Raw genomic sequence first — 22,987 nt, forward strand, 5'->3', positions numbered from 1 at the left:
ATATGTCCCGACGCAGCCTGTCACCCGCCGTGATCGAGCCATTGGGCCGACCGCGCACACCGCGCATGGGCGTATTCGGCGCGCTGGATATCGGCTCGACCAAGATCACCTGCATGATCGGCCGCACCGAAGCCGATGGCACACGCCGCATCCTGGGCTTCGGTTGGCAGAAGGGGCGCGGCATTCGCTGCGGTGGGATCACCGATCTCGACGAGGCTGAGCGTGCGATCCGCGCCGCCGTCGGTCAGGCCGAGGATATGGCCGATACGCGGCTTCGCGCCGTCTACGTCAATCTCGGTTGCGGCCAGCCGGAAAGCCGGCTGTTCAATGTGCAGTGGCCGGTTGGCGGCCGCGTGGTGACGGAAGAAGATGTCCGCCGCGTCGTCGTGGAAGGCCGCGCCCGTGTCGCCTCCGAAGGGCGCGACGCGATCCACACTTTGCCGCTCTCCTTTTCGGTCGATGAAACCAACCGCGTCGAGGATCCGCGCGGATTGCATTGCGAAACGCTCACGGTGCGGTTGCATGTGATCGACGCGATCGCCCCGGCTTTGCGCAATCTCGCCACTTGCCTGCACCGCTGCGATCTGGAAATCGCAGAACTTGTCTCGGCACCCTTCGCCGCCGGACTTGCAACCCTGGTGGAAGATGAGCGCGAACTCGGCACCACGGTCATCGACATGGGCGGCGGTTCCACCAGCTTCGCGGTCTTCGCCGAGGGGCAACTTCTGCACACAGCACAAACGCAGATCGGCGGCCTGCACATTACCAACGACATCGCGCGGCTGCTCTCGACGCCGGTCGCGCATGCGGAGCGGCTGAAGACGCTATATGGCAGCGCGCAGACAAGTCCGGATGACGACCGCGAGATGCTGCCCGTGCCGCTGGTTGGCGAGGAAGAGCACCAGATCGCTCGCGTGCCGCGCAGCATGATCGTCAGCATAATCCGGCCCAAGCTTGAGCAGACTTTCGAGATGGTGAAGAGCCGCCTCGAAGAATCAGGACTATCGCGTATCGCCGGCGCCCGCGTGGTGCTGACCGGCGGCGGCTGCCAGCTCGCCGGTGCGCGAGAATTGGCGGCACAGATCCTCGGCAAGCAGGTGCGTCTTGGCAGGCCGATCGGTTTGCGCGGGCTGCCGGACGCGGCATCAGGACCGGCTTTCGCCACGGGGGCCGGGCTGCTCGCCTGGGCTTCGGGCGAGGGCCGCGTGATGCAGGATATCGACTTGGAGACGCGGCGGCCGAGTGGCCCACTCAAACGCTTCGTCACCTTCCTCAGGGAGCGTGTGTGATGCGCTTCCCCGGCTCGAACAGCTTCAACCGCCATTCATGCCAGGCAGCGCCAAGGGCAAGCGCGCTTTCGGGCCCGACAATTCAAGGAGACCGCTCATGACCCTCAACCTGACCGTCCCCACCGAAACGCATGCGGATTTCACGCCCAAGATCATGGTGATCGGCGTCGGCGGCGGCGGTACCAATGCTGTCGATAACATGATCGCGCTCAATCTGCCGGGCGTGGATTTCATCGTCGCGAATACCGATGCGCAGCAGCTCATGCGCAGCCGCGCCGATCGCCGTATTCAGCTTGGGCCGACCATCACCCAAGGCAATGGCGCGGGCGGCAAGCCGGAAGTGGGCCGTCTCTCGGCGGAAGAGGCGGAAAGCGATCTGGAGCGTCACCTCGAAGGCGTCCACATGGTGTTCATCACCGCCGGCATGGGCGGTGGCACGGGCACAGGCGCGGCGCCGGTCATCGCACGCCTCGCACGCAAGCATGACATCCTGACCGTCGGCGTCGTCACGAAGCCCTTCTCCTTCGAGGGCGTGAAGCGTGCCCGCGCGGCGGAGGCCGGCATCGCCGAACTGCAGCAATATGTCGATACGCTCATCATCATCCCGAACCAGAACCTGTTCCGGATCGCCAATGAGCACACCAGCTGGAAAGAAGCCTTCCAGATGGCTGATAACGTCCTCTACATGGGCGTGCGCGGCGTGACCGATCTCATGGTCGTGCCCGGTCTCGTGAACCTCGACTTCGCAGATATCCGCACCGTGATGTCCGAGATGGGCAAAGCGATGATGGGCACGGGCGAGGCCGAGGGCGACAACCGCTCGGTGCGTGCCGCCGAGGCCGCCATCAGCAATCCGCTGCTGGAAGACACCAATATGGCGGGCGCGCGCGGCCTGCTGATCAACATCACCGGCGGCGAGGATATGACGCTGTTCGAGGTCGATCAGGCCGCGAACCGCATCCGCGAGGAAGTCGACGAAGAAGCCAATATCATCTTTGGCTCGGCGATCGACAGCAGCCTCAACGGCCGTATCCGCGTCTCCGTGGTCGCGACCGGCATAGACTCCGCGGCGATGGAATACCGGCCGAGGCTCGAACTCGCGACCAGTAACGACCGTATGGTGACGCCGATGGTCGCGACACAGCAGCATGCGGCGAGCAATGCCACGGTGATGCCCGTCGCGGCCGTCGCCGAGATCCAGATGCAGGCCACGGGGACACATGGCGGCGCGGTTTCACTGGATCAGAACTACAGCCAGCCTCCGGCGCAACCACAATGGGGACGCGGTGGCGGAACGGGAATTTCTCAGCCTGCCGACGCGCCTCGGACGACTTTGCCGCAGCGCCCTGCCGCGACGCCGACGGGGACTCGCGGCCTCTTCGCGGACTCTGTCCGCACGACGGATTCCAGTCCTCGCGTGAAGGAGACGCCGGCCCCGAGCGGCAATAGTCTTTTCAGCCGCGTGACGAAGCCTTTCGCCAACAAGCTGGCCGCCGCGACCGGCGGGCCTGTGCCGCAACCCGAGCGGCAAGAGCCGGTCGCCAAGCCCGCACCGGAGGTGCGAGCCGATAACGTGCGTGCCCCGGCGCAGACGAGTCCGGACCACCAGCTCGGCATCTCGATCCCGACCTTCCTGATCCGCCAGGACAAGCAGGTCCACTGAACGCGGGCCGAGATCGCGCTAAGCCGCGCACTCGGCATCGCTTTCCTTACGGCGCCTCCCTCTCTTCCCCTCCCTGTAAGGGAGGGATTGGGGTGGGTTTTGGGCGTCGATGGCTTCACCTAGCGCAACAAGCACCCACCCCGGCCCTTCCATTGCAGGGAGGGGAAGAGACCCGCGCGGCCCTGGAACTACACACCCGGCTGGTGCAGGCGCCGCCTATTCAGGTCGGCGGCGGTTGCTTGGCGTTCCAGCTCTGCCGGATGATGTAGAGCGGGCGCTGTTTGGTTTCCTCGTAGATCCGGCCGAGGTATTCGCCGATCACGCCGAGCGCCACGAGTTGCACTCCGCCAAGAAACAGAATCGCCACCATCATCGACGGGTAGCCGCTCACCAGGTTCCCGTAGAGCATCGTTCGCAGCAGCAAAAAGACCCCGTAGAGGATCGAGAGCGCCGCCACGCCGAGGCCGAGATAGGAGGCGACGCGAAGCGGGACCTGGCTGAACGAGGTGATGCCCTCTATCGCGAAATTCCACAGCCGCCAATAACTCCAGCTCGATCGCCCGGCATGCCGCCCGTCGCGGTCATAGGTGATCGTCGCGGTAGGAAACCCGACCCAGACGAACATGCCTTTCATGAACCGCCGCCGCTCGGGCATCAGCCGCAAGGCCTCCACGACGGCATGGGAGATCAGGCGGAAATCGCCGGTGTCGAGCGGAATGTCGATCGAGCTCAGCCGGTTGATGACCCGGTAGAAGAGATGGGCGGTGTAGCGCTTCGGCCAGCTATCATGGCGTCTCGTGCTGCGCTGGGCGTTGACGACATCATAGCCCTCCCGCCATTTCGCGACGAGTTCGGGGATGACCTCGGGCGGGTCCTGGAGGTCGGCATCCATTGGAACGATGACGTCGCCATGCGCCTGCTCCACCGCCGCGGTGAGCGCTGCCTCCTTACCGAAGTTGCGCGAGAGGTCATGGACGTGGACCCTGTGATCGCGGCGGCCGAGCGCCACCAGTGCGGCCAAGGTGCCGTCCCGGCTGCCATCATTGACGCAGACGAGTTCCCATAAAAAAGGACGGTCGTTCAGGGCACCGCTGAGACGCCGGTATAGCGGCTCGACATTCTCGGCCTCGTTGTGGAATGGGACGACGATCGAGACCAGCGGAATCTCCGGGCGCTCCCGGGACTCCAGCACAGGCGATAGCTCGGGCAGGCGGGCTGAGGCCTGGGACACAATCCCTTCGTAGCGGCCCCAGGGCGCCAAGAACAGATCGGAATCGTTACAAATTGCCCTATCCCTCAGGAGGCAACCCCGAGGTGAAGTGATGGGGCCGAGCCTGCCGCATCCCTCGGCGTCTCTTGAGGGTGGCGCCGCCGGGGCCATCTAGGTGACGCCTTAGCCGCTAGCCCCTGACAATCCGGAGCCCCACCTTGCCCGAAAACTCGACCATTCGCCTTCGCGAGGGCCTGCCTTATCCCAGGGGCGCGACATGGGACGGGGAGGGCGTCAACTTCTGCCTCTTCTCCGCCAATGCGACCAAGGTCGAGCTTTGCCTGTTCGATGCCGAGGGCAAGAAGGAGTTGCACCGGATCGAGCTGCCGGAATACACCAACCAGACCTTCCACGGCTGGGTCGGCGGCATCGGCCCCGGCCAGGTCTATGGCTACCGCGTCCATGGGCCCTACGAGCCGGAACAGGGCCATCGCTTCAACCCGAATAAGCTGCTGCTGGACCCCTATGCGAAGGCGCATACGGGCACGCTGGAATGGAACCCCGCCATCTTCGGCTACCAGATGGAAAGCGGCGACGACACCACCTTCGACGAGCGCGACAGCGCCCCCTTCATGCCGAAATGCGTCGTGGTGGATCCCGATTTCGACTGGAAGGGCGAGCCCAACCGCAACCCGATCGCTTGGGATCACACGATCCTCTACGAGACCCATGTCAAAGGCTACACCAAGAAGCACCCCGAAGTGCCCGAGAAGCTGCGCGGCACTTACGCGGGGCTCGGCCAGAAGCCGGTGGTGGACTACATCAAGTCGCTCGGCGTCACCTCGATCGAGCTGCTGCCAATCCATAGTTTCGTCGATGACAGCCAGTTGTTGGAAAAAGGTCTCGTCAATTACTGGGGCTACAACACGATCGGCTTCTTCTCGCCGGCGACCCGCTACGCTTCAGACCGCGCCAATAGCCTGCGCGAGTTCAAGGAAATGGTGGCGAGCATCCATGACGGCGGGCTCGAAGTCATTCTTGACGTCGTCTACAACCATACGGCGGAAGGCAACGAGCTGGGGCCGACCTTGTCCTTCAAGGGCATCGACAATGCCAGCTACTACCGTCTGCTGCCCGACCAGCCGCGCTATTACATCAACGACACTGGCACCGGGAATACGGTCAATCTCAGCAATCCGAACGTCATGCGCCTCGTCACCGACAGCCTCCGCTACTGGGTGGCTGAGACACATGTGGACGGCTTCCGCTTCGACCTCGGCACCATCCTCGCGCGTGAGCCGCATGGTTTTGACGAGCAGAGCGGCTTCCTCAAAGCCTGCGGCCAGGATCCGCTGCTGGCGACCGTAAAACTGATCGCCGAGCCGTGGGATTGCGGACCCGGCGGCTACCAGGTGGGTGGCTTTCCGCCGGGCTGGGCCGAGTGGAACGACAAGTTCCGTGACACCGTGCGGGATTTCTGGAAAGGTGAGGCCTCGGCGGCGGCGCTGGTGCCGCGCCTTTGCGCATCCGGCGATCTATTCGACAAGCAGGGGCGCAAACCACAAGCCTGCGTGAATTTCATCACCGCGCATGATGGTTTCACACTGAACGATATCGTCACCTATAACGACAAGCACAACGAGGCGAATGGCGAGGACGGCAAGGACGGCAGCTCCGACAACCGCTCCTGGAATTGCGGCGTCGAGGGACCCAGCGACGATCCCGAGATCGAGGCTTTGCGCGCCCGCCAGATCCGCAACATGCTGACGACACTTCTGCTGGCTCAAGGCACGCCGATGTTGCTGGCCGGCGACGAATTCGGCCGCACGCAACAGGGCAACAACAATGCCTATTGCCAGGATAGCGACATCAGCTGGGTCAATTGGGAGATCGAGGAGAAGGGGCAAAACCTAATCGCCTTCGTCAAGACGCTGACCGGGCTGCGTCATCGCTACCCGATCCTTCGCCGCACACGTTTCCTGACGGGCGCCTATAACGAGGAACTCGGCGTCAAGGACGTCACCTGGATCAACACATCCGGGGAGGAAATGGATGACGCGCAATGGGGCGACGAGGGCATGAAGTGTTTCGGCATGCTGATCGACGGCCGGGCGCAGGCGACGGGCATTAAGAAGCGTGGCGGTGATGCTACCATGCTGCTGGTCTTCAACGGCGCGGCGGATGGCGTGAACTTCACCATTCCCGACACGCTCGGCGGCGAAGGCTGGAAGATGGTGCTCGACACCAATATCCCTGAAGGCTCGGACAGCAAATTCAACACCGGTGATGTTTATACGATGACAGGCCGCTCCGTGCTCGTTCTCGCCCATGTCGATGAGCCCGCCGCATGAGCGTGACGCGAAGCCACGTCCTGCCGCAGGGCGCGGAGTTGCATGAAGGCGGCGTGCGCTTTCGCCTTTGGGCGCCGAGCCAGACGCATATCGGCATCGTGATCGACGACCGCGAGCCGGTGGCGATGGCGCATCAGCCGGAGGGTTGGTTCGAGCTTGTGACGGTCGGCGCGCATCCCGGCTCGCGCTACCGCTACGTGCTGCAGGACGGTTTGCAAGTTCCCGATCCCGCCGCGCGCTTCCAGCCCGAGGATGTGCACGGCCCCAGCGAGGTCATCGATCCGGCAGCCTATGACTGGAAGGATGCCGATTGGCGCGGACGGCCGTGGGATGAGGCAGTGGTCTACGAGCTGCACATCGGCACCTTCACGCCCGAGGGCACATTCCGCGCGGCAATTGGCAAGCTCGACTATCTCGCGGATCTCGGCATCACGGCGATCGAGATCATGCCGGTTGCCGATTTTCCCGGGCGCCGGAACTGGGGCTATGACGGCGTGCTGCTCTACGCACCCGACAGCGCCTATGGCCGGCCCGAGGATCTCAAGGCGCTCATCGATGCCGCCCATGAGCGCGGGATCATGGTGCTGCTCGATGTCGTGTACAACCACTTCGGACCGGACGGGAACTACCTTCCGGTCTATGCGCCAACGTTCTTCACCGAGCGTCACCACACACCATGGGGTCCGGCAGTGAATTACGACGGCAAGCACAGCCGTCCGGTGCGCGATTTCGTCATCCAGAACGCACTCTATTGGCTCGAGGAATACCATTTCGACGGCCTGCGCTTCGACGCCGTGCATGCCATCATCGATGACAGCAAGCCGCATTTGCTCGTCGAACTCGCTGACACCGTGCGGCAGACCATCACCGACCGCCCGATTCACCTCATCCTTGAAAACGAGGAAAACGGCGCGCATCGGCTGGAGCGCGAGGCGCCGGGGAAGCCGTGCCATTACACCGCGCAATGGAACGACGATGTGCATCACGTTCTGCATGTCGCGGCGACGGGCGAAAGTGCCGGCTATTACGGGCAATATCGCGGCCGCACAGATCTTCTCGGGCGCGCGCTGACCGAGGGTTTCGCCTTCCAAGGCGAGCACATGGAATATAGCGGCAAGACGCGTGGCGAACCGAGCGGCCATTTGCCACCCGCCGCTTTCGTGGCTTTCGCGCAGAATCACGACCAGGTTGGCAACCGCGCCTTCGGCGAACGCCTCGCGGCGATTGCGTCGGCAGAAGCGGTGCGCGCGGTTTCCGCCGTCACGCTGCTGCTGCCTCAGACGCCGATGATCTTCATGGGCGAGGAGATGGGTGCGACCACGCCCTTCCCATTCTTCGCTGATTTCGACGGCGAACTTGCCGATAAAGTGCGCGAAGGACGCCGCGAGGAGTTCGCCAAATTCCCCGAATTCCAGGATCCCGAGAAGCGCGACCACATTCCCGATCCTCTCGCCGACAGCACCTTCGACTCCGCCAAGCTGCCCTGGGACAGCTTGGACCAGAACACGCTGGACTGGTTCCGCCACATCCTCGCGGTGCGCCGTGCCGAGGTCGTGCCGCTGATCCCCGCCATCACGCGAGGTGGCACCTACGAGGAACTGGGCGAAAGCGCCGTGTCGGTGGTGTGGCAGGCCGGGACTCGGCGGCTGCGACTCCTCGCCAATCTCTCGGCTCAATCCGTCAGCGGCGCGCCGGCTGCCATCGGCCGCATCATCTGGACGGAAAACACTACCGAGACCGCGGCACTCGGCCCCTGGGCCGTGGTCTGGAGCATCGAAACGGCCTGACCGCTCATCGCCTTCAGGCTCCCATCCCTGTAAAGGAGGGGGGGCCTGATGAGACGGACCCAGCCTTGCACCCTTTCGCCGACCCAGCCGAGGTCCTGAACCGCGTCTTCGGTTTCCCGGGCTTTCGCGGCCTGCAGCAACAGGCGATCGAGCATGTCGTGGCGGGCGGCGACGCCCTCGTTCTGATGCCGACCGGCGGCGGCAAAAGCGTCTGCTACCAGGTGCCCGCCCTCTGCCGCTCTGGCACCGCGATCGTCGTTTCCCCCCTCATCGCGCTGATGGATGACCAGGTCGCCGGCCTCCGCCAGCTCGGCGCCTCCGCCGGCGCGCTGCATTCCGAGCTGGAGCCGGAGGAGAGCCAGCGGGTGTTTCGCGCGCTGATGGATGGCACGCTCGACATCCTCTACCTTTCGCCCGAGCGCATGCTGTCCAACGGCATGATGGATCGCCTCGCGCGCCTCCACATCGCTCTCATCGCGATCGACGAGGCGCATTGCGTCTCCGCCTGGGGCCATGAATTCCGGCCCGAGTTCCGCGCGCTAGCCTGCCTGCCCGAGCGCTTCCCCAATGTCCCGCGCATCGCATTGACCGCCACCGCCGATCCCCGAACGCGCGCGGACATCCTGCAAGCGCTCGACATGCCGGAGGCGAAAGTCTTCGCCGCCAGCTTCCATCGCCGCAATCTGCACATCGCCGCGAGTCCCAAGACCAGCGAGACGGCGCAGCTCGCGAGCTTCCTGCGCCGCCATGAAGGTGCTGCCGGCATCGTCTATTGCGGCAGCCGCGCCAAGACCGAGCGCACCGCCCAGCGTCTCCGCGAAAAGGGTCTGCCCGCGCTCGCCTTCCATGCCGGACTGGCGCCCGAGGAAAAACGCGCGAACCTCGCGACCTTCCGCTCCGGCGAGCCGGTCATCATCTGCGCCACCATCGCTTTCGGCATGGGCATCGACCGCCCGGATGTGCGCTACGTCGTGCATCTCGACATGCCCGATAGCCCCGAGGGCTACTACCAGCAGATCGGCCGCGCGGGACGGGACGGCGACCGCGCCGACACGTTGCTGCTGTATGGCGGAGAGGATATCGGCCGCGCGCGTCACTGGCTCACGCAGAGCCAGGCGCCCGAGACGCAGAAGCGCGTCATGCGCGAGCGGCTGGAGGCGATGATCACCCTCAGCGAAACCACCGCCTGCCGCACCCGCACGCTGCTCGCCTGTTTCGGCGAGGAACTGGCGGAGCCTTGCGGCCATTGCGACACCTGTCTCTCGCCGGTGGCTTTGTTCGATGGCACGGAAGCGGCGCGCAAGGCGCTCTCCGCCGTCTACCGCACCGGCGAGCGTTTCGGCGCGCTGCATGTGGTGTCCGTGCTGCGCGGCGAGAAGACCGAGGCGGTGGAGCGCCATCACCACGATGCTTTGCCGCTGTTCGGCATCGGACGGGACCGCAGCGTGTCCTTCTGGCGCGGCGTGTTGCGTCAGCTCATCGCGCGCGGCGCTTTGCGCACGGGCGAGGGCGATTACGCGACCTTGGCGCTAGACGCGGATACCGCGCGCCCCATCCTGCGCGGCGAGCAACCGGTGATGCTGCGCGCGGACGAGATGGCGCAGGACCTGCCCCGCGAGCGCGGCACCGCGCGTCGCGGGGAGGCGCCCGCGCCGGCGGATGTGGCGCCAGAGGACGCGGATATGTTCGCGGCCTTGCGGGCGTGGCGGAGCGAGGAGGCACGACGGCAGGCTGTGCCGCCTTACGTGATTTTCCACGACAGCGTGTTGCGGGACGTGGCGGCGCTGCGGCCGGCGACGCTGGGGGCGCTCGGGCGGATCAAGGGCGTGGGGGCGAGTAAGTTGGAGCGATATGGGGAGGGGGTGTTGGGGGTTTTGGGGCGATAGACGGAGACAGATCGCCCTCAAAACCCTGGATCGAGTTACGTCAGAGCAGGAAAGGGCTATCCCGGCCCAAAATCTACCGATATCGTAACCATTCCATAATCTTGTGACGCTAATGATTCCTTCTCTGTCTCATTCTGGTTTGTTGCCTCCATTCTTGGGTGGCGATCCGGCGGTGTCCGCCGATCGGGCACCTTACCTTACTGACATGGCAAATCTTGCAACTACCTTCGCAACGTCGATAACCAGAGGGAGCATGTTAGAGGGTCTACTTCGCTATCGAGAGAAGCTTGAGGCGCTTGGTTTTACCGGCTTCCAGTGGATTGCGGGTAGCTTCGTTGAGGACTGCGAAAATCTGCGGGGTCGTCCCCCAGGTGATATTGATGTCGTTTCGTTCGTTCACGGCCGATTTCAGTAAGGGCGCCCGCGCAATGGACGCAATTCGTCGAGGCTGAACTTTCCACATTAGCGGGGCTTTTCATGCCGGCCTCAAAACTCGACTTTAACTGTGATGCGTATATAGTGGAACTAGACGTAGAGTCTGCCAGCTTGGTGCCGTTGACGCATTATTGGTACGGTCTCTTCAGTCATAGCCGGAATGGGGAGTGGAAAGGGATCCTGCAGGTTCCTTTCCCTGATCCTGCGGCCGATGCGCTAGCTGGAGCTGCGCTGTCGCAGAGGAGAGCGTTGTGAACCGTAAGCTAACCCGTGACATTCTCTTCGCAGAACAGGCAGCTTTAAATCGTTTGGTCGATCAAGTGCCGTCAGATGCGCTGTTGACATCAATCTCGCTTCGGAGTCGCCGCGATGCGGTCGCCGAGGAGATAAAGGCTTTAGATACTTCCACAGATACGACGGGTACCGCGACGCTGGTTTTCGGTGGCCCGCGAGTGCAAGGATCACGCTCAATCGATACAGACTTTGCTGCTCGCAGTCTCGCAGCATATCAGGATTTGATCACAAAGCAGGCCGTCGGCCGTGTTCACGGTACTTTTCGTCAGAGTGGTCCGATCCCCGATCGCGTACAAGCGCGGCTAAATATCACTGGAACATTGCATGGCTCATTCGGGTTCGTGCTTGAGGAAGAGGGAGCGGAGGAGCCCCAACTGTTCGCTTCGACCGTAAAGATAGCAATTTCTGAAGTCACTGATCTAATACATCACTTTGCCTATGCAGAGGACTTGGAGTTTGAAAAAGCTCTCGACAATATTGATAACCGTCTGATGATCAGTTTGAGAGATTTGATAAAGGCTTTGCAAGATTCCGAAGGGACTTTGCGTATAATAGAAAGTGACCGTGAGCGTTACTTTAACAGACAAGCCGTAAGTCGCGCGTCGTTTCGAGCCAATGATAGCAGCATCTCTGAAAGAGAAGAAAAGGTAAGGGGAAAACTCGTTGGACTCTCTCCTGTTGCCAGGACATTCGACTTTGTTCGCGAAGATAATGATGAGACTATAACTGGTGTGGCTGGCTCTCAGCTCAGTCAAGCATTTTTGAGCCGCATTAAGGATGAAGGCCTCGAGCTTGGACGCCGCTGGTTGGCAACAATTTCAATCAAAACTATCGAGCGGTCTCAATTCTCGAAGCGGTCATATATTCTAACCGACCTAACGGCAGACGAATAACATCCAGAGGAACATTGAGAAGCGCTTTTAGTATCTTCCCTTACGATCGAACCCCCACACCTACCTCTCTAGATACCGATAATACAAAACAAAATCCCCGCCTGCGGGTTACCCCGAGGACCAAGCATCCGAACCAGGCTCTTCGGTAGCCCCGACCGTCTTGCCCAGTGTCTCGAAGCCGACGGTTGCCTTGATGTAGTCGCGCAGGATCGCCTTGCCGGTGTCCACGTCGCCGGTTAACAGCGCGTCGATCCCCTCGCGCAGCAACGCCTCGCCGAAAGAGGGCTCGCGCGCGATGCGCGTCTGCACCAGATCCTTGAAACTCCGCGTCAGCGCCATATCCAGCCTCCACTCACCCCGGCCTCAGCCGTCGTCGTTTATAAGCTGCCCACAACACCCTGCGCCGCCGCCATCTCGTTACCGACGCTCTTTCGACCGGCCGGCCAACTGAACACGACAGGAATTTGCGAGTTCTTAACGTTGAATAGGTTAGGATCTCGGGATGCAGCCGATCGATATCACCTGGGGTAGAGTATTCCGCATTTACTGGCTTTTTCTTTGGCGAGGATTTGTCGGAGGTGTGGGGCTGGGAGCCTTGTCGGGCGTCGGGATAGTAATCTTCCGACATTTCTTTGTGTCGCTGGGGCATGCTGGTGTGGTTTTGGCTACGTCAATAGGGGGAGTGATCGGCATTGTTTGGGCGGTCGTCGTCATTCGCATGGCGCTTCGAAAACGATATCGTGGCTTTCGTCTTATTATGATTGAGGCATGAAGCTGTAATCGCGAAATTCACCGTAGAGCGCGCATCTTGGCTTAGCCTGCCCGGCGAGGCCAATTGTCGGCATACTTCTCAAAGAGTCCGGATCTACTTACCATCGGACCGCCCCGAAGAAGGCACGTAGCAGCGGATATGCCCCGCCGTGGCCCATGAGGTGAAGCAGGAGCAGCGGTTTAAGCGGAACGCCGCAAAATCGCCCACTAGTCCCCGCCCGAGATCAAACCCACCCCACACCCCCAGCTTGACACCCGCACCCCGTCCACCCAACTTCGCCCTCGCCCAGCGGAGGCCCATCGCCATGTCGACCACCACCGTCCTCGACGCCAGCACGCCGCGCGGGACGGCCGCCGAGGCGCTCCGGATCGAGGACCTGCATAAGTGCTTCGGCCCCCTCGAGGTGCTCAAGGGCGTCTCCCTCACTGCCCATGACCATGATGTGATCGCCATCCTCGGCAGCAGCGGCTCCGGCAAATCGACCCTGCTGCGCTGCATCAACCTGCTCGAAATGCCCAATGCCGGGGAGGTCTGGGTCAATGGCGAGCTCATCGCCATGCGCCGCCACAAGGATGGCACCCAGGCCCCCGCCGACCGCCGCCAGGTGGAGCGGATTCGCCGCCGTCTCGGCATGGTGTTCCAGCAATTTAACCTCTGGACCCATATGACGGTGCTGCAGAACCTCATCGAGGCGCCATGCAATGTCCTGGGACTGTCGAAGCGCGAGGCGACCGAGCGGGCCGAGGCGATGCTCGCCAAGGTCGGCCTCGCCGAAAAGCGCAATGCCTATCCGGTGCAGCTTTCGGGCGGCCAGCAGCAGCGCGTCGGCATCGCTCGCGCGCTCTGCATGGAACCCGCCGTGATGCTGTTCGACGAACCGACCTCGGCGCTCGATCCCGAACTGGTGGGCGAGGTGCTGGCCGTGATGCGAGATCTCGCGCGGGAGGGCCGCACCATGCTGGTGGTGACGCATGAGATGGCCTTCGCCCGCAGCGTGGCGAGCCGCGTCATTTTCCTCCATCAGGGGCGGGTGGAGGAGGAGGGCACGCCCGACGAGGTCTTCCTGCGCCCGAATTCCGAGCGCTGCCGTCAGTTCCTCTCGCGGATGCTGACACATTGATGTTCACGACTGCAAAACGAGAAAGAGGCGTCTCATGAGAAACTGGCTTTGGGGTGCGGTGATCGCGGGCGGCGCGATGTTTACGGTGCATGCCTATGCGCAGGATGTCGTGCGCATCGGAACCGAGGCGGACTATCCGCCCTTCGAATACACCGCCGCCAGTGGCCAGTTGAAAGGCATGGAGATCGAACTCGGCAACCAATATTGCGCCGTCGCGAAGATCCAGTGCAAATGGGTGAATATGAGTTTCGACGCGATGATCGCGGCGCTCAATGCGCATAAGATCGACGCGGTGCTGTCGCAGATGGGCATCACCGATGCGCGTGAGAAAAGCGTGTCGTTTACCTCGCCCGTGACCTTTAACGGCGTCGTGGTGGTCGGTCCCAAAGGCTCGGCGATCACCGAGGATCCGGCCACGATGAAGGGCAAGACAATCGGCGTGCAGAGCGGGACGATTGAGGAAGTCTGGGCCAACAAGACTCTGAAGGGTATCGCGACCGTCAAATCCTATGACGGACAGGACCAGGCTTTTCAGGATCTGCAGGCGCAGCGGATCGACGCCACGGTCTGCGACCAGCCCGTCGCCTATGATTTCCTGCGCAAGGGCGGCAAGGCGGAGTTCGATTACCTCGGCAAGCCTTTGGTCGATCCGGCGACGCTGGGCTCAGGCAATACCGCCATGGCGGTACGCAAGGACGACACCAAGCTGCGCGATACGCTGAACGCCGCGATCACTCAGGTGCTTAAGGATGGTTCCTTTGCCAAGGTGAACGCGGAATATTTCCCTTTCAGCATGGCGCCGAAGTCCTAGCGCCGATTCTGTCGCCGTCATGCTCGGGCATTCTTCACCGGGGATGACGGTGATGTCGCGGGTCATCACGTGATCGATCTCCAGGGTTACGGCTGGCAGTTGCTTGTCGGTGTCGCCGTCACCCTGGAACTTGCCTTTACCTGTCTGGTCTGCGGCCTTCTGCTCGGCATGTTGCTGGCGGGTGCCAAGATGTCGCGGAACGTCGTGTTGCGGCGGGTGGTGACGGCGGTCACCAATCTCATCCGGGGCATTCCGGAATTCGTCATCCTGCTGATCTGCTATTTCGGCCTCACCAATCTCATCTACATGGTGACCAAAGCGGACGCGCAGCTCAGCCCCTTCGCGGGTGGCGTCTTCGCGCTTTCCCTCGTGCTCGGTTGCAATTCGTCGGAGACGTTTCGCGGCGCTTTCCTCGCGGTGCCGCATGGCCAGATCGAGGCGGGACGTGCTTTTGGCATGCGGCCGGGCCATGTTTTTCTGCGCATTCATCTGCCACAGGCTTGGCGCGTTGCTTTGCCCAGCCTCAACAACCTTTGGCAGAATCTGTTGAAGGATACTTCGCTGGTTTCGGTTCTTGGGCTGCAGGAACTCATGGAGAAGGCGAATATCGGCGCTCAGGTCACACGCGCGCCTTTCACGTTCTTTCTTGTCGCTGCCTTTCTCTATCTTCTGCTTCTCGCGGGCTCCACGCCGGTGTTTCACGCGTTGGAGCGCTTCTCCAGCCGCGGCGTGCTGCGGAGATGAGGCGATGAACACGCTTTCCGCCTTCTGGACGAATTACGACGGCCCAGGCTTCATCGCTGGCACGCTGCTGACCATTCAGCTCGTCGCGATCTCGGTCGTAGCGGCTTTCGTGCTCAGCCTGCCCTTGGCGCTCGCACGGTTATCGCATAGCGCTGTGCTGCGGAGTGTCGCCTTCTGCTACGCCGCTTTCTTTCGCGGCACGCCGCTGCTGATCCAGATTTTCCTGATCTATTACGGCCTCGGACAATTCGCCTTTCTCCGTCACTCCTTCGCCTGGGTCTTCTTGCGCGATGCCTATCCCTGCGCCCTCATCGCTTTGACCTTGAACATGGCGGCCTATCTCGCGGAGGTCGTGCGCGGCGGCATTCTGGCGGTGCCGCATGGCGAGCGCGAGGCGGCAACCGCCATTGGCATGAGCCGGGCGCTTGCCTATCGCCGCATCATCCTGCCGCGCGCCTATCGCCTGATGCTGCCCGCGCTCAGCAACGAGGTGGTGATCCAGCTCAAATCCACGGCGCTGGCGAGCACCATCACGCTCATGGAATTGACAGGGGTCGCGCGACGGCTTGTGGCGGTCAGCTACTCGACCAATCCGCTGCTTATCGCGGGGGCGATCTATATTGTGCTGACCTTCATCATCACCCGCGGATTCGGCTTCGCCGAAGCGCGTCTCAACCGCCACATGATCCGAAGCTAGCGTGGAATGTCTTTAATTTGCACCGCAGTCATTCCACCTCGTCATGCTCGGCGAAGGCCGAGCATCCACGCCTTGCTAGCTTCACAAAAGTAAGGCGTGGATGGCACGGGGTGCCCCGCACGCCTTCGCGTGCCATGACGGATCTTTTGGGCGCGGTTCAGTATAAGGTCATCATGCGCCGTAGCGCCCCCGCCTAGCCGTGCCCAGCGGTTGGTGAGAGCAACGCCGGATCGACATGCAGCTTGTCGAGGGCCCGGCGCCAGCGGCTGCCATTGTCGGCGTCGAAGATGAGGGCCTCGTCCGAGGGCACCGATAGCCAGGCGTTGTTGCCGAATTCCTCGTCGAGCTGGCCGGGTCCCCAGCCGGCATAGCCCAGGGCCAGCAGGCATTCGCGAGGACCATTGCCCTCGGCCACCGCCTTGAGGATGTCGAGGCTCGTGGTCAGCGCGAAATCCTCATCGACCGCCAGGCTGTTCTCGGCCGTCCAGTCCCGCGTGTGCAGGACGAAGCCGCGCACGCTGTCGATCGGGCCGCCGGCGCAAAGGCGAATCTGCCGCTGCGGCGGCACCGGGCTGATGTCGAGCTGCTTCAGCAGCCCCTCGAAATTCGGCCGGTCGAGCGAACGGTTCAGGATGATGCCCATCGCCCCATCGGCATTGTGGGCACAGACGAGAATGACGCTATGAGCAAAGCGCGGGTCATCGAGCAACGGCATCGCGGCGAGGATCTGGCCGGTCAGCCGGCGATCCGCCTCCTCTGACGCGGGCGTAGGCGCGGGCGGGTCGGAGTCGAAGGATGCGAGCTTTTTGGCCATCCTCGAAATTTGGCGCGGCCAGGGCTCCTCCGCAAGCGGGGCGCTCTGCGGTATCGCACGATGCCGCGTGTCGTTGAGGTCTTCGCGCCTAGGTGACTCGGCGGCGGGCCGGGGTTAGGACTTCGCGTTCAACGTGAGAGCACGGAGCATCCCATGATCAAAGTCGGCGATACCATCCCCAGCATCAAGCTGACCCAGGCCACAGCCGATGGCCCGCGCGCGGTGACGACGGACGAAATCTTCGGCGGCCGCAAGGTCGTGCTCTTCGCCGTTCCCGGCGCCTTTACGCCGACCTGCAGCGAGCGCCACCTACCCGGTTTCCTCGAGAATGCGGAGGCTTTTCGCGCGAAGGGCATCGATGCCGTGGCCTGCATCGCGGTCAACGACGCCTTTGTGATGCGCGCCTGGGCCAAGGACCGGGCAGTGGATGACCGCATCATCATGCTGGCGGATGGTTCGGCGGATTTCGCTTCCGCGCTCGGTCTGCAGCTCGACCTCATGGGCCGTGGCATGGGCATCCGCTCGCAGCGCTACGCGCTGGTCGCGGACGACCGCAAGGTGACGTTCCTCGGCGTTGAGGAGGCCGGCAGCTTCGAGGCCAGCCGGGCGGAGGATGTGCTGGCGGCGCTGTAGCGCCACCCGGCGTCACATACCGAGGGCGCGGCGGTAGACGTCGAGGAGGGTCTCCTGCTCCTCGACATCCGCCGGCTCTTGCTTGCGGATGCGGATCAGCTGGCGAAGCACCGCCACGTCGAAGCCCGCCGATTTCGCCTCGGCATAGATGTCCTTGATGTCGCTGCCGAGCGCTTTGCGCTCTTCCTCCAGCCGCTCAATGCGCTCGATGATGCTGCGCAGGCGGTCGGCCGCGATATTGCTGTGGGAGGCGGCATCGGCGGTTTCGGTGGTGTCGAGCGCCATGTCGGTAACTCCTCGGGCAACGGCGGGGGAGGGCGCATTAACCCGCCCGGACGGCGATGGTCAACCGCGCCCAGGCCCCTTCCTATGTCGCGAATCACAGCCGCCGCGGGAGCGCTGGAACCGTTGAGAGGCGCAAAAGGCCGTAAACGAGATCGAAGTTTACAAATGATAGATGAAAACCAAAAACGGCTCGCAACGTAATATTGTGTAAACGCTTTAGGCGGCTCCCTACGCATCTCCATTGAGGGGTTGCGCGCTATGAACATCGGTGCCTCGAACAACCGCATCGCCGCTTCACGAGCAGATCCTGCATCGCGTGCTTTGCGGCAGCAGGAAGATGCGTTTCGCGAACTGCTGAAGCCCAAGAAAATGAAAGATGGTGTTGGCCTTGGGGAAACCGGTGGCTTCGGCTTCGGTCCGCCGCCGCCGGGATTTTGGAAGTCGGTAGGAGACAGTATCTCCGGCGCCGCGAGCACCGCATATAGGGCGGTCGTTGGGTACCAGCCTAGGTACATGCGACCGGACTTAAACAAAACCTTTCGTCCCAAATCGGGCGGGGGTGAGCCGGTATACGCAGCGGGCGAACAGGGATACGCGGCGGGTGAAGCGATCTATCCTTACGTTCTGCCGGCCGTCGTTGTCGTTACTTTTGCTGGCGCTGGCGGCTATGTCGGCCATCGGCTCTACAGATGGTACAACGACCCCGCTTACCAGCTGGTCCAATCGCCCTATCCGGCTGAAGTCCTGCCGCCGATCCGGCGAGCCTCCGTCTGAAGCCTGATCAGGCTCTCAGGAGCGCAAGAAGGGCAACTTCGTCGGCTCATCCTGATCTGCTTTCATCCCGCCCTATAGTAGGCGCCTACTTCTGGAGGGAGCGCCTGCCATTCCTTGTAAGGCATTCCGTAGTCAATCTCGCGGGCATCGGGATCGGGCAGCGCCACGCCGCGCGTGTCAGCAACCTCGCGATAGCAGCGGGAGAGGCAGCTGCGGGAGAAGCTAGCCAGATCCGTGAGGTCGATGTTTTGCACATCGGACTGCTCGAGTAGATGCGCGACCAGGCCGCGGCATCGGCGAAAAGAGCACATCGGCCCGCCGTAGCGGCTGTGGTCAATCGAACACCGGCCCAATCCATCTCTCGAACCACTCCCGCTGCCCCGAGCGGCCGGAACCATTCAGGGGCGGAAAAGGCCGCAAACGAAATCATCGTTAAGAAAAGATAATCGAGACTCAAAATCGGCACCTAAAGTAATATTGTGTAAACCCTTTGAGATGTTTGCTGCAGGTCCTCATTGAAGGGATCGCGCTATGGGCATCGATACCTCGAACATCCGCATTTCCACGCGACAGGCAAACAATTCATCGCTTGATGCGCGACCGCAGAAAGATGGCTTCGGTACGCTTTTGAAGGCGAAGGATGGTGCAGGTTACGGAGCAACAGGCGGCTTCGGCGGTGGTCCGTCGCCGCCGGGGTTTTGGGAGTGGGTCAAAGGCAATATCGTCAGCGCTGCGGGTGCGGTGTCCAACGCGATCACCAATTTTGGCGATAACAGGCCCAATAAAACCTACTGGGGGACGCCCCCGGGGCTGTCCGGAGGCGTCAAAACCCGCATCAGTCCCAAAATGGGCGAAGATTGGCCAGTCTATTCATACGCGCTGCCGGTTGTGGGTGTCTTGGCAGCGGGGACGGCGCTCACCTACGGCGGCTATCGGCTCTACGACTGGTACTACAACGATCCGGGCTACCGGCAGGTTCCGCCGCGCATCCCCTCCAACTTCTTGCCGGAGATGCAGGAAACGCGCCTCTAGCGCCTGATCGGGATCTCAGAGGGCCAAGAAACGCTCGATCGGCTCACTCTGAGCCGATCTGCCCAATCGCGGCCGCAGGCGCCTACTTCTGGTGGAGCGCCTGCCATTCCTTGTAAGGCATGCCGTAGACGATCTCGCGGGCGTCGGGGTCGGGCAGCGCCACGCCGCGCGCTTCCGCCGCCTCGCGATACCAGCGCGAGAGGCAGTTGCGGCAGAAGCCGGCCAGATTCATGAGGTCGATGTTCTGCACATCGGTCCGCTCGCGCAGATGCGCGACCAGGCTGCGGAAGGCCGCCGCTTCCAGCTCCGTCCGCATCGTGTTGTCGATCTCGGTCATCGTTCGCCTCACATGCCGCCAGGATAATTCGGGCCGCCGCCGCCCTCGGGCGTGACCCAGTCGATGTTCTGCATCGGGTCCTTGATATCGCAGGTTTTGCAGTGGACGCAGTTCTGCGCGTTGATCTGCAACTGCGGATGACCCTCCGCGACTCCGACAGCCTCATAGACTCCGGCGGGACAGTAGCGGCTTTCCGGGCTGCGGAACTTCTCCCAGTTCACCGGCAACCATTCCGCCGGGTCGCGCAGGTGCAGATGCACCGGCTGGCCTTCCTCGTGGTTGGTGTTGCTGATGAAAACCGAGGAGAGGCGGTCGAAGGTCAGCACACCGTCCGGCTTGGGATAGACGATGCGATCGTCGTCGCGGGCCGGTTCCAGCGTCTCGTTATCGGCATGCGGGTGATGGAAGGTCCAGGGCGCCTTGCCGCGCAACAGCACGGTGTCGATCGCCGAGTAGAGAAAGCCGCCGAGGTTGCCGAACTTCGCGAAGGACGGGCGAATGTTTCGCACTGAGGATAGCTCCTCGTGCAGCCAGCTCCCGCGCACCTTAGCGGTGAAGCTGCTGGGCTCCATCGATCCTGTCGCCCGCGCCTCCGCTACCGCTTCGGCCGCCAGCATGCCGGATTTCATCGCCGCGTGGGTGCCCTTGATCTTCGGCACGTTGAGGAACCCCGCCGCATCGCCGAGCAACGCGCCGCCGGGAAAGGTGAGGCGGGGGATCGACTGTAACCCGCCCTCGCTGAGCGCCCGTGCGCCATAGCTGATGCGCCGCCCGCCCTCGAAATGTTTCCGAATGTGCGGGTGGGTCTTCAGACGCTGCATTTCGTCGAAGGGCGAGATCCAGCTGTTGCTGTAGTCCAGCCCGATGACGAAACCGTAGGATACCAGATTGTCGCCGAAATGGTACAGCCAGGACCCGCCATAGGTGCTGCGATCCATCGGCCAGCCGAAGCTATGCTCGATCAGGCCCGGCTTGTGATTGGCCGCCGGTATTTCCCACAGCTCCTTGATGCCAAGCCCATAGGTCTGCGGATCGACACCCCGTCTGAGATCGAAGCGCGCCATAAGCTGCTTGGACAGGCTTCCACGGCAGCCCTCGGCGAAGAGCGTATAGGGTGCGCGCAATTCCATGCCCGGCTGGTGGTTGGGGCCCGGATGCCCGCTCTTGTCGAGGCCCATGTCGCCCGTGGCGATGCCGACGATGCGGCCGCCTTCCTCTAGTAATTCAGCGGCCGCGAAGCCGGGGTAAATCTCCACACCCAGCCCCTCCGCCTGCGTCGCGAGCCAGCGGACGACATCACCGAGGCTTACGATGTAATTGCCGTGATTATGCATCTGGGGCGGCGTCGGCAGTTTGAAGGCGTGTTTCTCGGTGAGGAAATAGAAGCGATCGTCCTTCGCCTCGGTCTTGATCGGGCTGTCCATGTTGCGCCAGTCGGGCAGAAGCTCGTCCAGGGCGCGGGGCTCGATGACGGCGCCTGACAGGATATGGGCGCCGACCTCACTGCCCTTTTCGACGATGCAGATCGAGGTCTCGGGTTCGAGCTGCTTGAGGCGAATAGCGGCGGCGAGTCCGGCGGGGCCGGCGCCCACGATCAGGACATCGAATTCCATCGACTCGCGTTGCATGATTGCTCGTTCCTCTAAGTCTCGTGGCCGTTAGATGCCTGTGCCGTCCGCGCGTCGCAAGCCGCGCTAGGGGCGGGGCCGCGGCTCGAAACGATAGGGGCTATTGCCCTTCATATAGGGATCGAGCGCCAGACGATGCTCCAGCGGCGGAAAGGCCCGGCTGCGGCAATCCGCTCGCTCGCAGAGACGGCAGGCGAGACCGATGCCGGTGACGCCGCGCGCGACGTCCAACCCATCCGCATAGACCAGTTCCGTGGCGTGGCTCACGTCGCAACCCAAGGTCACGGCACGGATGGGCGGCGGATCGCCCCAGCCGGTGGCCGGTCCCGCGACCGTGCGGGCGAAGCAGAGAAAGGTCGCCCCGTCCGGCAATTGCGCCACCTGGACCCGCATGGCGCCGGGGGTGGTGAAGGCAGTATGGGGCACCCAGCGCGCGCAGGAGCCGCCATGCTGGAGGAACGGAAAACCGGCCGCCGAGAACCGCTTGGTGATATTCCCGGCCGGATCTGTGCGCAGGAAGAAAAACGGAATGCCACGCTCGCTAGGCCGTTGCAGCGTCGAAAGCCGGTGGCAGGCCTGCTCGAACGAAACGCAGAAGCGTGCGGCGAGCACGTCCACATCATGCCGCAGCGCCTGGGCAGCCGCCAGATAAGGGCGATACGGCATCAACAGGCAGCCAGCGCTGTAGTTGAGCAGACCGATGCGGATAAGCCCCGCCGCCTCCGGCGAGGAGGGCGCGATCTGAGCGACGGCCGTCTCCACCGTGTCGCGCGCTTCCAGCAGCATGAGCTGGAAGGCGAGGTGAAACCCCCGGCTTTCGCGCGGCAGTTGCTCCGACAGGATCAGCAACCGCGCCTCCGGATCGTAGGAGCGCAACGCGCCCTGCAACGGCGCTACCCGCACCACCAGACCGTGGCGCTGACGCAGCCGCTCGGCGATGGCGTGGTTGCGTTCGGCGGGTGCCAGCGAGGAGCCTTCGCTCGACATCGCATCGCTGAGGGCTTCGGCGGCGGCTTCCAGCGCGGGGAAGTGATTGTTGCGCTCGTGGAAGACATCGCGGGCTTCCTCGTTGGGCAGCATGATGCGGCGGCCGCTCGGCAGAGCGATGCCGCTCGCATCCTCCCGCGCCACGCGCAGCGCGCGATACAGCGCCAGGACAGCCTGGGACGCCTGCGGGATCGCGGCGAGTGCTGCGATGTCGGCCTCGGAAACCGCCTCGGCGCCGAGCAGCGGATCCGTAAGCGCCTCCCGCAGCCGTCCCTCCCGGTCGCGTTCCTGCACGCCGGAGAGCACGCCGAGATCGACCTCCAGAGTCTCGCCCAGCTTGATCAGCAGCGCCGCCGTTACCGAGCGCTGATCATGCTCGATGAGGTTCAGATAGCTCGCGGAGATGCCCAGCCGGGCCGCCAGCGCTTGCTGGGAGATGCCCTTCTCCTGACGAAGTCGGCGCACCGTGCGGCCGATGAGAGGACGCGACATTTACAAGCCTTTACGCCTTCACAAGCCTCTCCGTAAATCCAACAACGCTGTTG

General features: G+C 63.0%; 24 protein-coding genes. 16 read left to right on the forward strand and 8 right to left on the reverse strand.

Features of this window, described 5'->3' with window-relative positions:
- Positions 1-2 precede the first annotated feature (2 nt).
- Both ftsA and ftsZ read left to right on the forward strand, forming a co-directional pair.
- Entirely contained in the window at positions 3-1,289 is a 1,287-nt protein-coding gene (gene ftsA / locus GSQ83_RS27340) for a cell division protein FtsA (RefSeq protein ID WP_174246747.1), read from the forward strand.
- A 97-nt stretch (positions 1,290-1,386) separates the two neighbouring features.
- The gene (ftsZ, locus tag GSQ83_RS27345) at positions 1,387-2,952 is read left to right on the forward strand and encodes a cell division protein FtsZ (protein ID WP_158806010.1); all 1,566 of its coding nucleotides are present in this window, start codon (positions 1,387-1,389) and stop codon (positions 2,950-2,952) included.
- A gap of 220 nt (positions 2,953-3,172) precedes the next feature.
- Here ftsZ and GSQ83_RS27350 read toward each other — a convergent pair whose 3' ends face one another.
- The gene (locus GSQ83_RS27350) at positions 3,173-4,144 is read right to left on the reverse strand and encodes a glycosyltransferase family 2 protein (RefSeq protein WP_371418087.1); all 972 of its coding nucleotides are present in this window, start codon (positions 4,142-4,144) and stop codon (positions 3,173-3,175) included.
- Between the two features lie 236 nt (positions 4,145-4,380).
- Here GSQ83_RS27350 and glgX point away from each other — a divergent pair, with 236 nt between their 5' ends.
- From glgX to GSQ83_RS27370, 6 genes are all read left to right on the forward strand, one after another.
- Positions 4,381-6,513: a glycogen debranching protein GlgX gene (glgX, locus tag GSQ83_RS27355; protein ID WP_216850605.1), complete on the forward strand. Its 2,133-nt coding sequence runs from the start codon at positions 4,381-4,383 to the stop codon at positions 6,511-6,513.
- Positions 6,510-8,300: a malto-oligosyltrehalose trehalohydrolase gene (gene treZ / locus GSQ83_RS27360; RefSeq protein ID WP_158806012.1), complete on the forward strand. Its 1,791-nt coding sequence runs from the start codon at positions 6,510-6,512 to the stop codon at positions 8,298-8,300. The genes glgX and treZ overlap by 4 nt, the downstream gene beginning before the upstream one ends.
- A 65-nt stretch (positions 8,301-8,365) precedes the next feature.
- Positions 8,366-10,186, forward strand: a complete 1,821-nt coding sequence (recQ, locus tag GSQ83_RS27365) for a DNA helicase RecQ (RefSeq protein ID WP_158806013.1) — start codon at positions 8,366-8,368, stop codon at positions 10,184-10,186.
- Between the two features lie 112 nt (positions 10,187-10,298).
- Entirely contained in the window at positions 10,299-10,601 is a 303-nt protein-coding gene (locus GSQ83_RS31550; RefSeq protein WP_371418084.1) for a DUF6932 family protein, read from the forward strand.
- Positions 10,592-10,876 carry a DUF6932 family protein gene (locus tag GSQ83_RS31555; RefSeq protein ID WP_371418088.1) on the forward strand — a complete coding sequence of 95 codons (285 nt, stop codon included), beginning with the start codon at positions 10,592-10,594 and terminating at the stop codon, positions 10,874-10,876. The genes GSQ83_RS31550 and GSQ83_RS31555 overlap by 10 nt, the downstream gene beginning before the upstream one ends.
- Complete coding sequence (locus GSQ83_RS27370) at positions 10,873-11,808, forward strand: hypothetical protein (protein WP_158806014.1); 936 nt, start codon at positions 10,873-10,875, stop codon at positions 11,806-11,808. Before GSQ83_RS31555 ends, GSQ83_RS27370 begins: the two co-directional genes overlap by 4 nt.
- Before the next feature lie 108 nt (positions 11,809-11,916).
- Here GSQ83_RS27370 and GSQ83_RS27375 read toward each other — a convergent pair whose 3' ends face one another.
- Entirely contained in the window at positions 11,917-12,147 is a 231-nt protein-coding gene (locus GSQ83_RS27375; protein ID WP_216850606.1) for a hypothetical protein, read from the reverse strand.
- Positions 12,148-12,310: 163 nt separating this feature from the next.
- Here GSQ83_RS27375 and GSQ83_RS27380 point away from each other — a divergent pair, with 163 nt between their 5' ends.
- The 5 genes from GSQ83_RS27380 (at position 12,311) to GSQ83_RS27400 (ending at position 15,952) form a co-directional block, all read left to right on the forward strand.
- Positions 12,311-12,580, forward strand: a complete 270-nt coding sequence (locus tag GSQ83_RS27380; protein ID WP_158806015.1) for a hypothetical protein — start codon at positions 12,311-12,313, stop codon at positions 12,578-12,580.
- Positions 12,581-12,884: 304 nt separating this feature from the next.
- Entirely contained in the window at positions 12,885-13,700 is an 816-nt protein-coding gene (locus tag GSQ83_RS27385; RefSeq protein ID WP_158806016.1) for an ABC transporter ATP-binding protein, read from the forward strand.
- A gap of 34 nt (positions 13,701-13,734) precedes the next feature.
- A complete protein-coding gene (locus GSQ83_RS27390; RefSeq protein ID WP_174246741.1) occupies positions 13,735-14,511 on the forward strand; it encodes a transporter substrate-binding domain-containing protein in 777 nt (258 codons plus the stop codon).
- 69 nt (positions 14,512-14,580) lie between these two features.
- The gene (locus tag GSQ83_RS27395; protein WP_216850607.1) at positions 14,581-15,255 is read left to right on the forward strand and encodes an ABC transporter permease; all 675 of its coding nucleotides are present in this window, start codon (positions 14,581-14,583) and stop codon (positions 15,253-15,255) included.
- A 4-nt stretch (positions 15,256-15,259) separates the two neighbouring features.
- A complete protein-coding gene (locus GSQ83_RS27400; protein ID WP_158806017.1) occupies positions 15,260-15,952 on the forward strand; it encodes an ABC transporter permease in 693 nt (230 codons plus the stop codon).
- A 193-nt stretch (positions 15,953-16,145) separates the two neighbouring features.
- Here the strand turns inward: GSQ83_RS27400 and GSQ83_RS27405 are convergent, their stop codons facing one another.
- Positions 16,146-16,766, reverse strand: coding sequence for a YqgE/AlgH family protein (locus GSQ83_RS27405; RefSeq protein ID WP_158806018.1), 621 nt, complete (start codon positions 16,764-16,766; stop codon positions 16,146-16,148).
- Between the two features lie 153 nt (positions 16,767-16,919).
- Between GSQ83_RS27405 and GSQ83_RS27410 the strand changes: the two genes are divergently transcribed.
- On the forward strand, positions 16,920-17,399 hold the full coding sequence (locus GSQ83_RS27410) for a peroxiredoxin (protein ID WP_158806019.1): 480 nt from the start codon (positions 16,920-16,922) through the stop codon (positions 17,397-17,399).
- A 12-nt stretch (positions 17,400-17,411) separates the two neighbouring features.
- On the opposite strand, the gene GSQ83_RS27415 is transcribed toward GSQ83_RS27410, so the two are convergent.
- Complete coding sequence (locus GSQ83_RS27415; RefSeq protein ID WP_158806020.1) at positions 17,412-17,684, reverse strand: DUF2312 domain-containing protein; 273 nt, start codon at positions 17,682-17,684, stop codon at positions 17,412-17,414.
- A gap of 258 nt (positions 17,685-17,942) precedes the next feature.
- Here GSQ83_RS27415 and GSQ83_RS27420 point away from each other — a divergent pair, with 258 nt between their 5' ends.
- Complete coding sequence (locus GSQ83_RS27420; protein ID WP_158806021.1) at positions 17,943-18,458, forward strand: hypothetical protein; 516 nt, start codon at positions 17,943-17,945, stop codon at positions 18,456-18,458.
- Between the two features lie 62 nt (positions 18,459-18,520).
- On the opposite strand, the gene GSQ83_RS27425 is transcribed toward GSQ83_RS27420, so the two are convergent.
- Positions 18,521-18,712, reverse strand: a complete 192-nt coding sequence (locus GSQ83_RS27425; RefSeq protein WP_371418085.1) for a DUF1244 domain-containing protein — start codon at positions 18,710-18,712, stop codon at positions 18,521-18,523.
- A 277-nt stretch (positions 18,713-18,989) separates the two neighbouring features.
- Here GSQ83_RS27425 and GSQ83_RS27430 point away from each other — a divergent pair, with 277 nt between their 5' ends.
- Positions 18,990-19,490: a hypothetical protein gene (locus GSQ83_RS27430; RefSeq protein WP_158806023.1), complete on the forward strand. Its 501-nt coding sequence runs from the start codon at positions 18,990-18,992 to the stop codon at positions 19,488-19,490.
- Between the two features lie 82 nt (positions 19,491-19,572).
- Here GSQ83_RS27430 and GSQ83_RS27435 read toward each other — a convergent pair whose 3' ends face one another.
- The 3 genes from GSQ83_RS27435 to GSQ83_RS27445 all read right to left on the reverse strand — a co-directional run bounded on the left by GSQ83_RS27435 (position 19,573) and on the right by GSQ83_RS27445 (position 22,934).
- Positions 19,573-19,827 carry a DUF1244 domain-containing protein gene (locus GSQ83_RS27435; protein WP_158806024.1) on the reverse strand — a complete coding sequence of 85 codons (255 nt, stop codon included), beginning with the start codon at positions 19,825-19,827 and terminating at the stop codon, positions 19,573-19,575.
- Between the two features lie 8 nt (positions 19,828-19,835).
- Positions 19,836-21,440, reverse strand: coding sequence for an electron transfer flavoprotein-ubiquinone oxidoreductase (locus GSQ83_RS27440; RefSeq protein ID WP_158806107.1), 1,605 nt, complete (start codon positions 21,438-21,440; stop codon positions 19,836-19,838).
- 81 nt (positions 21,441-21,521) lie between these two features.
- Positions 21,522-22,934 carry a short-chain fatty acyl-CoA regulator family protein gene (locus tag GSQ83_RS27445; RefSeq protein ID WP_158806025.1) on the reverse strand — a complete coding sequence of 471 codons (1,413 nt, stop codon included), beginning with the start codon at positions 22,932-22,934 and terminating at the stop codon, positions 21,522-21,524.
- Positions 22,935-22,987 lie beyond the last annotated feature (53 nt).

It is taken from the genome of Acidisoma sp. L85, assembly GCF_009765865.1.
Lineage (GTDB): Bacteria > Pseudomonadota > Alphaproteobacteria > Acetobacterales > Acetobacteraceae > Acidisoma.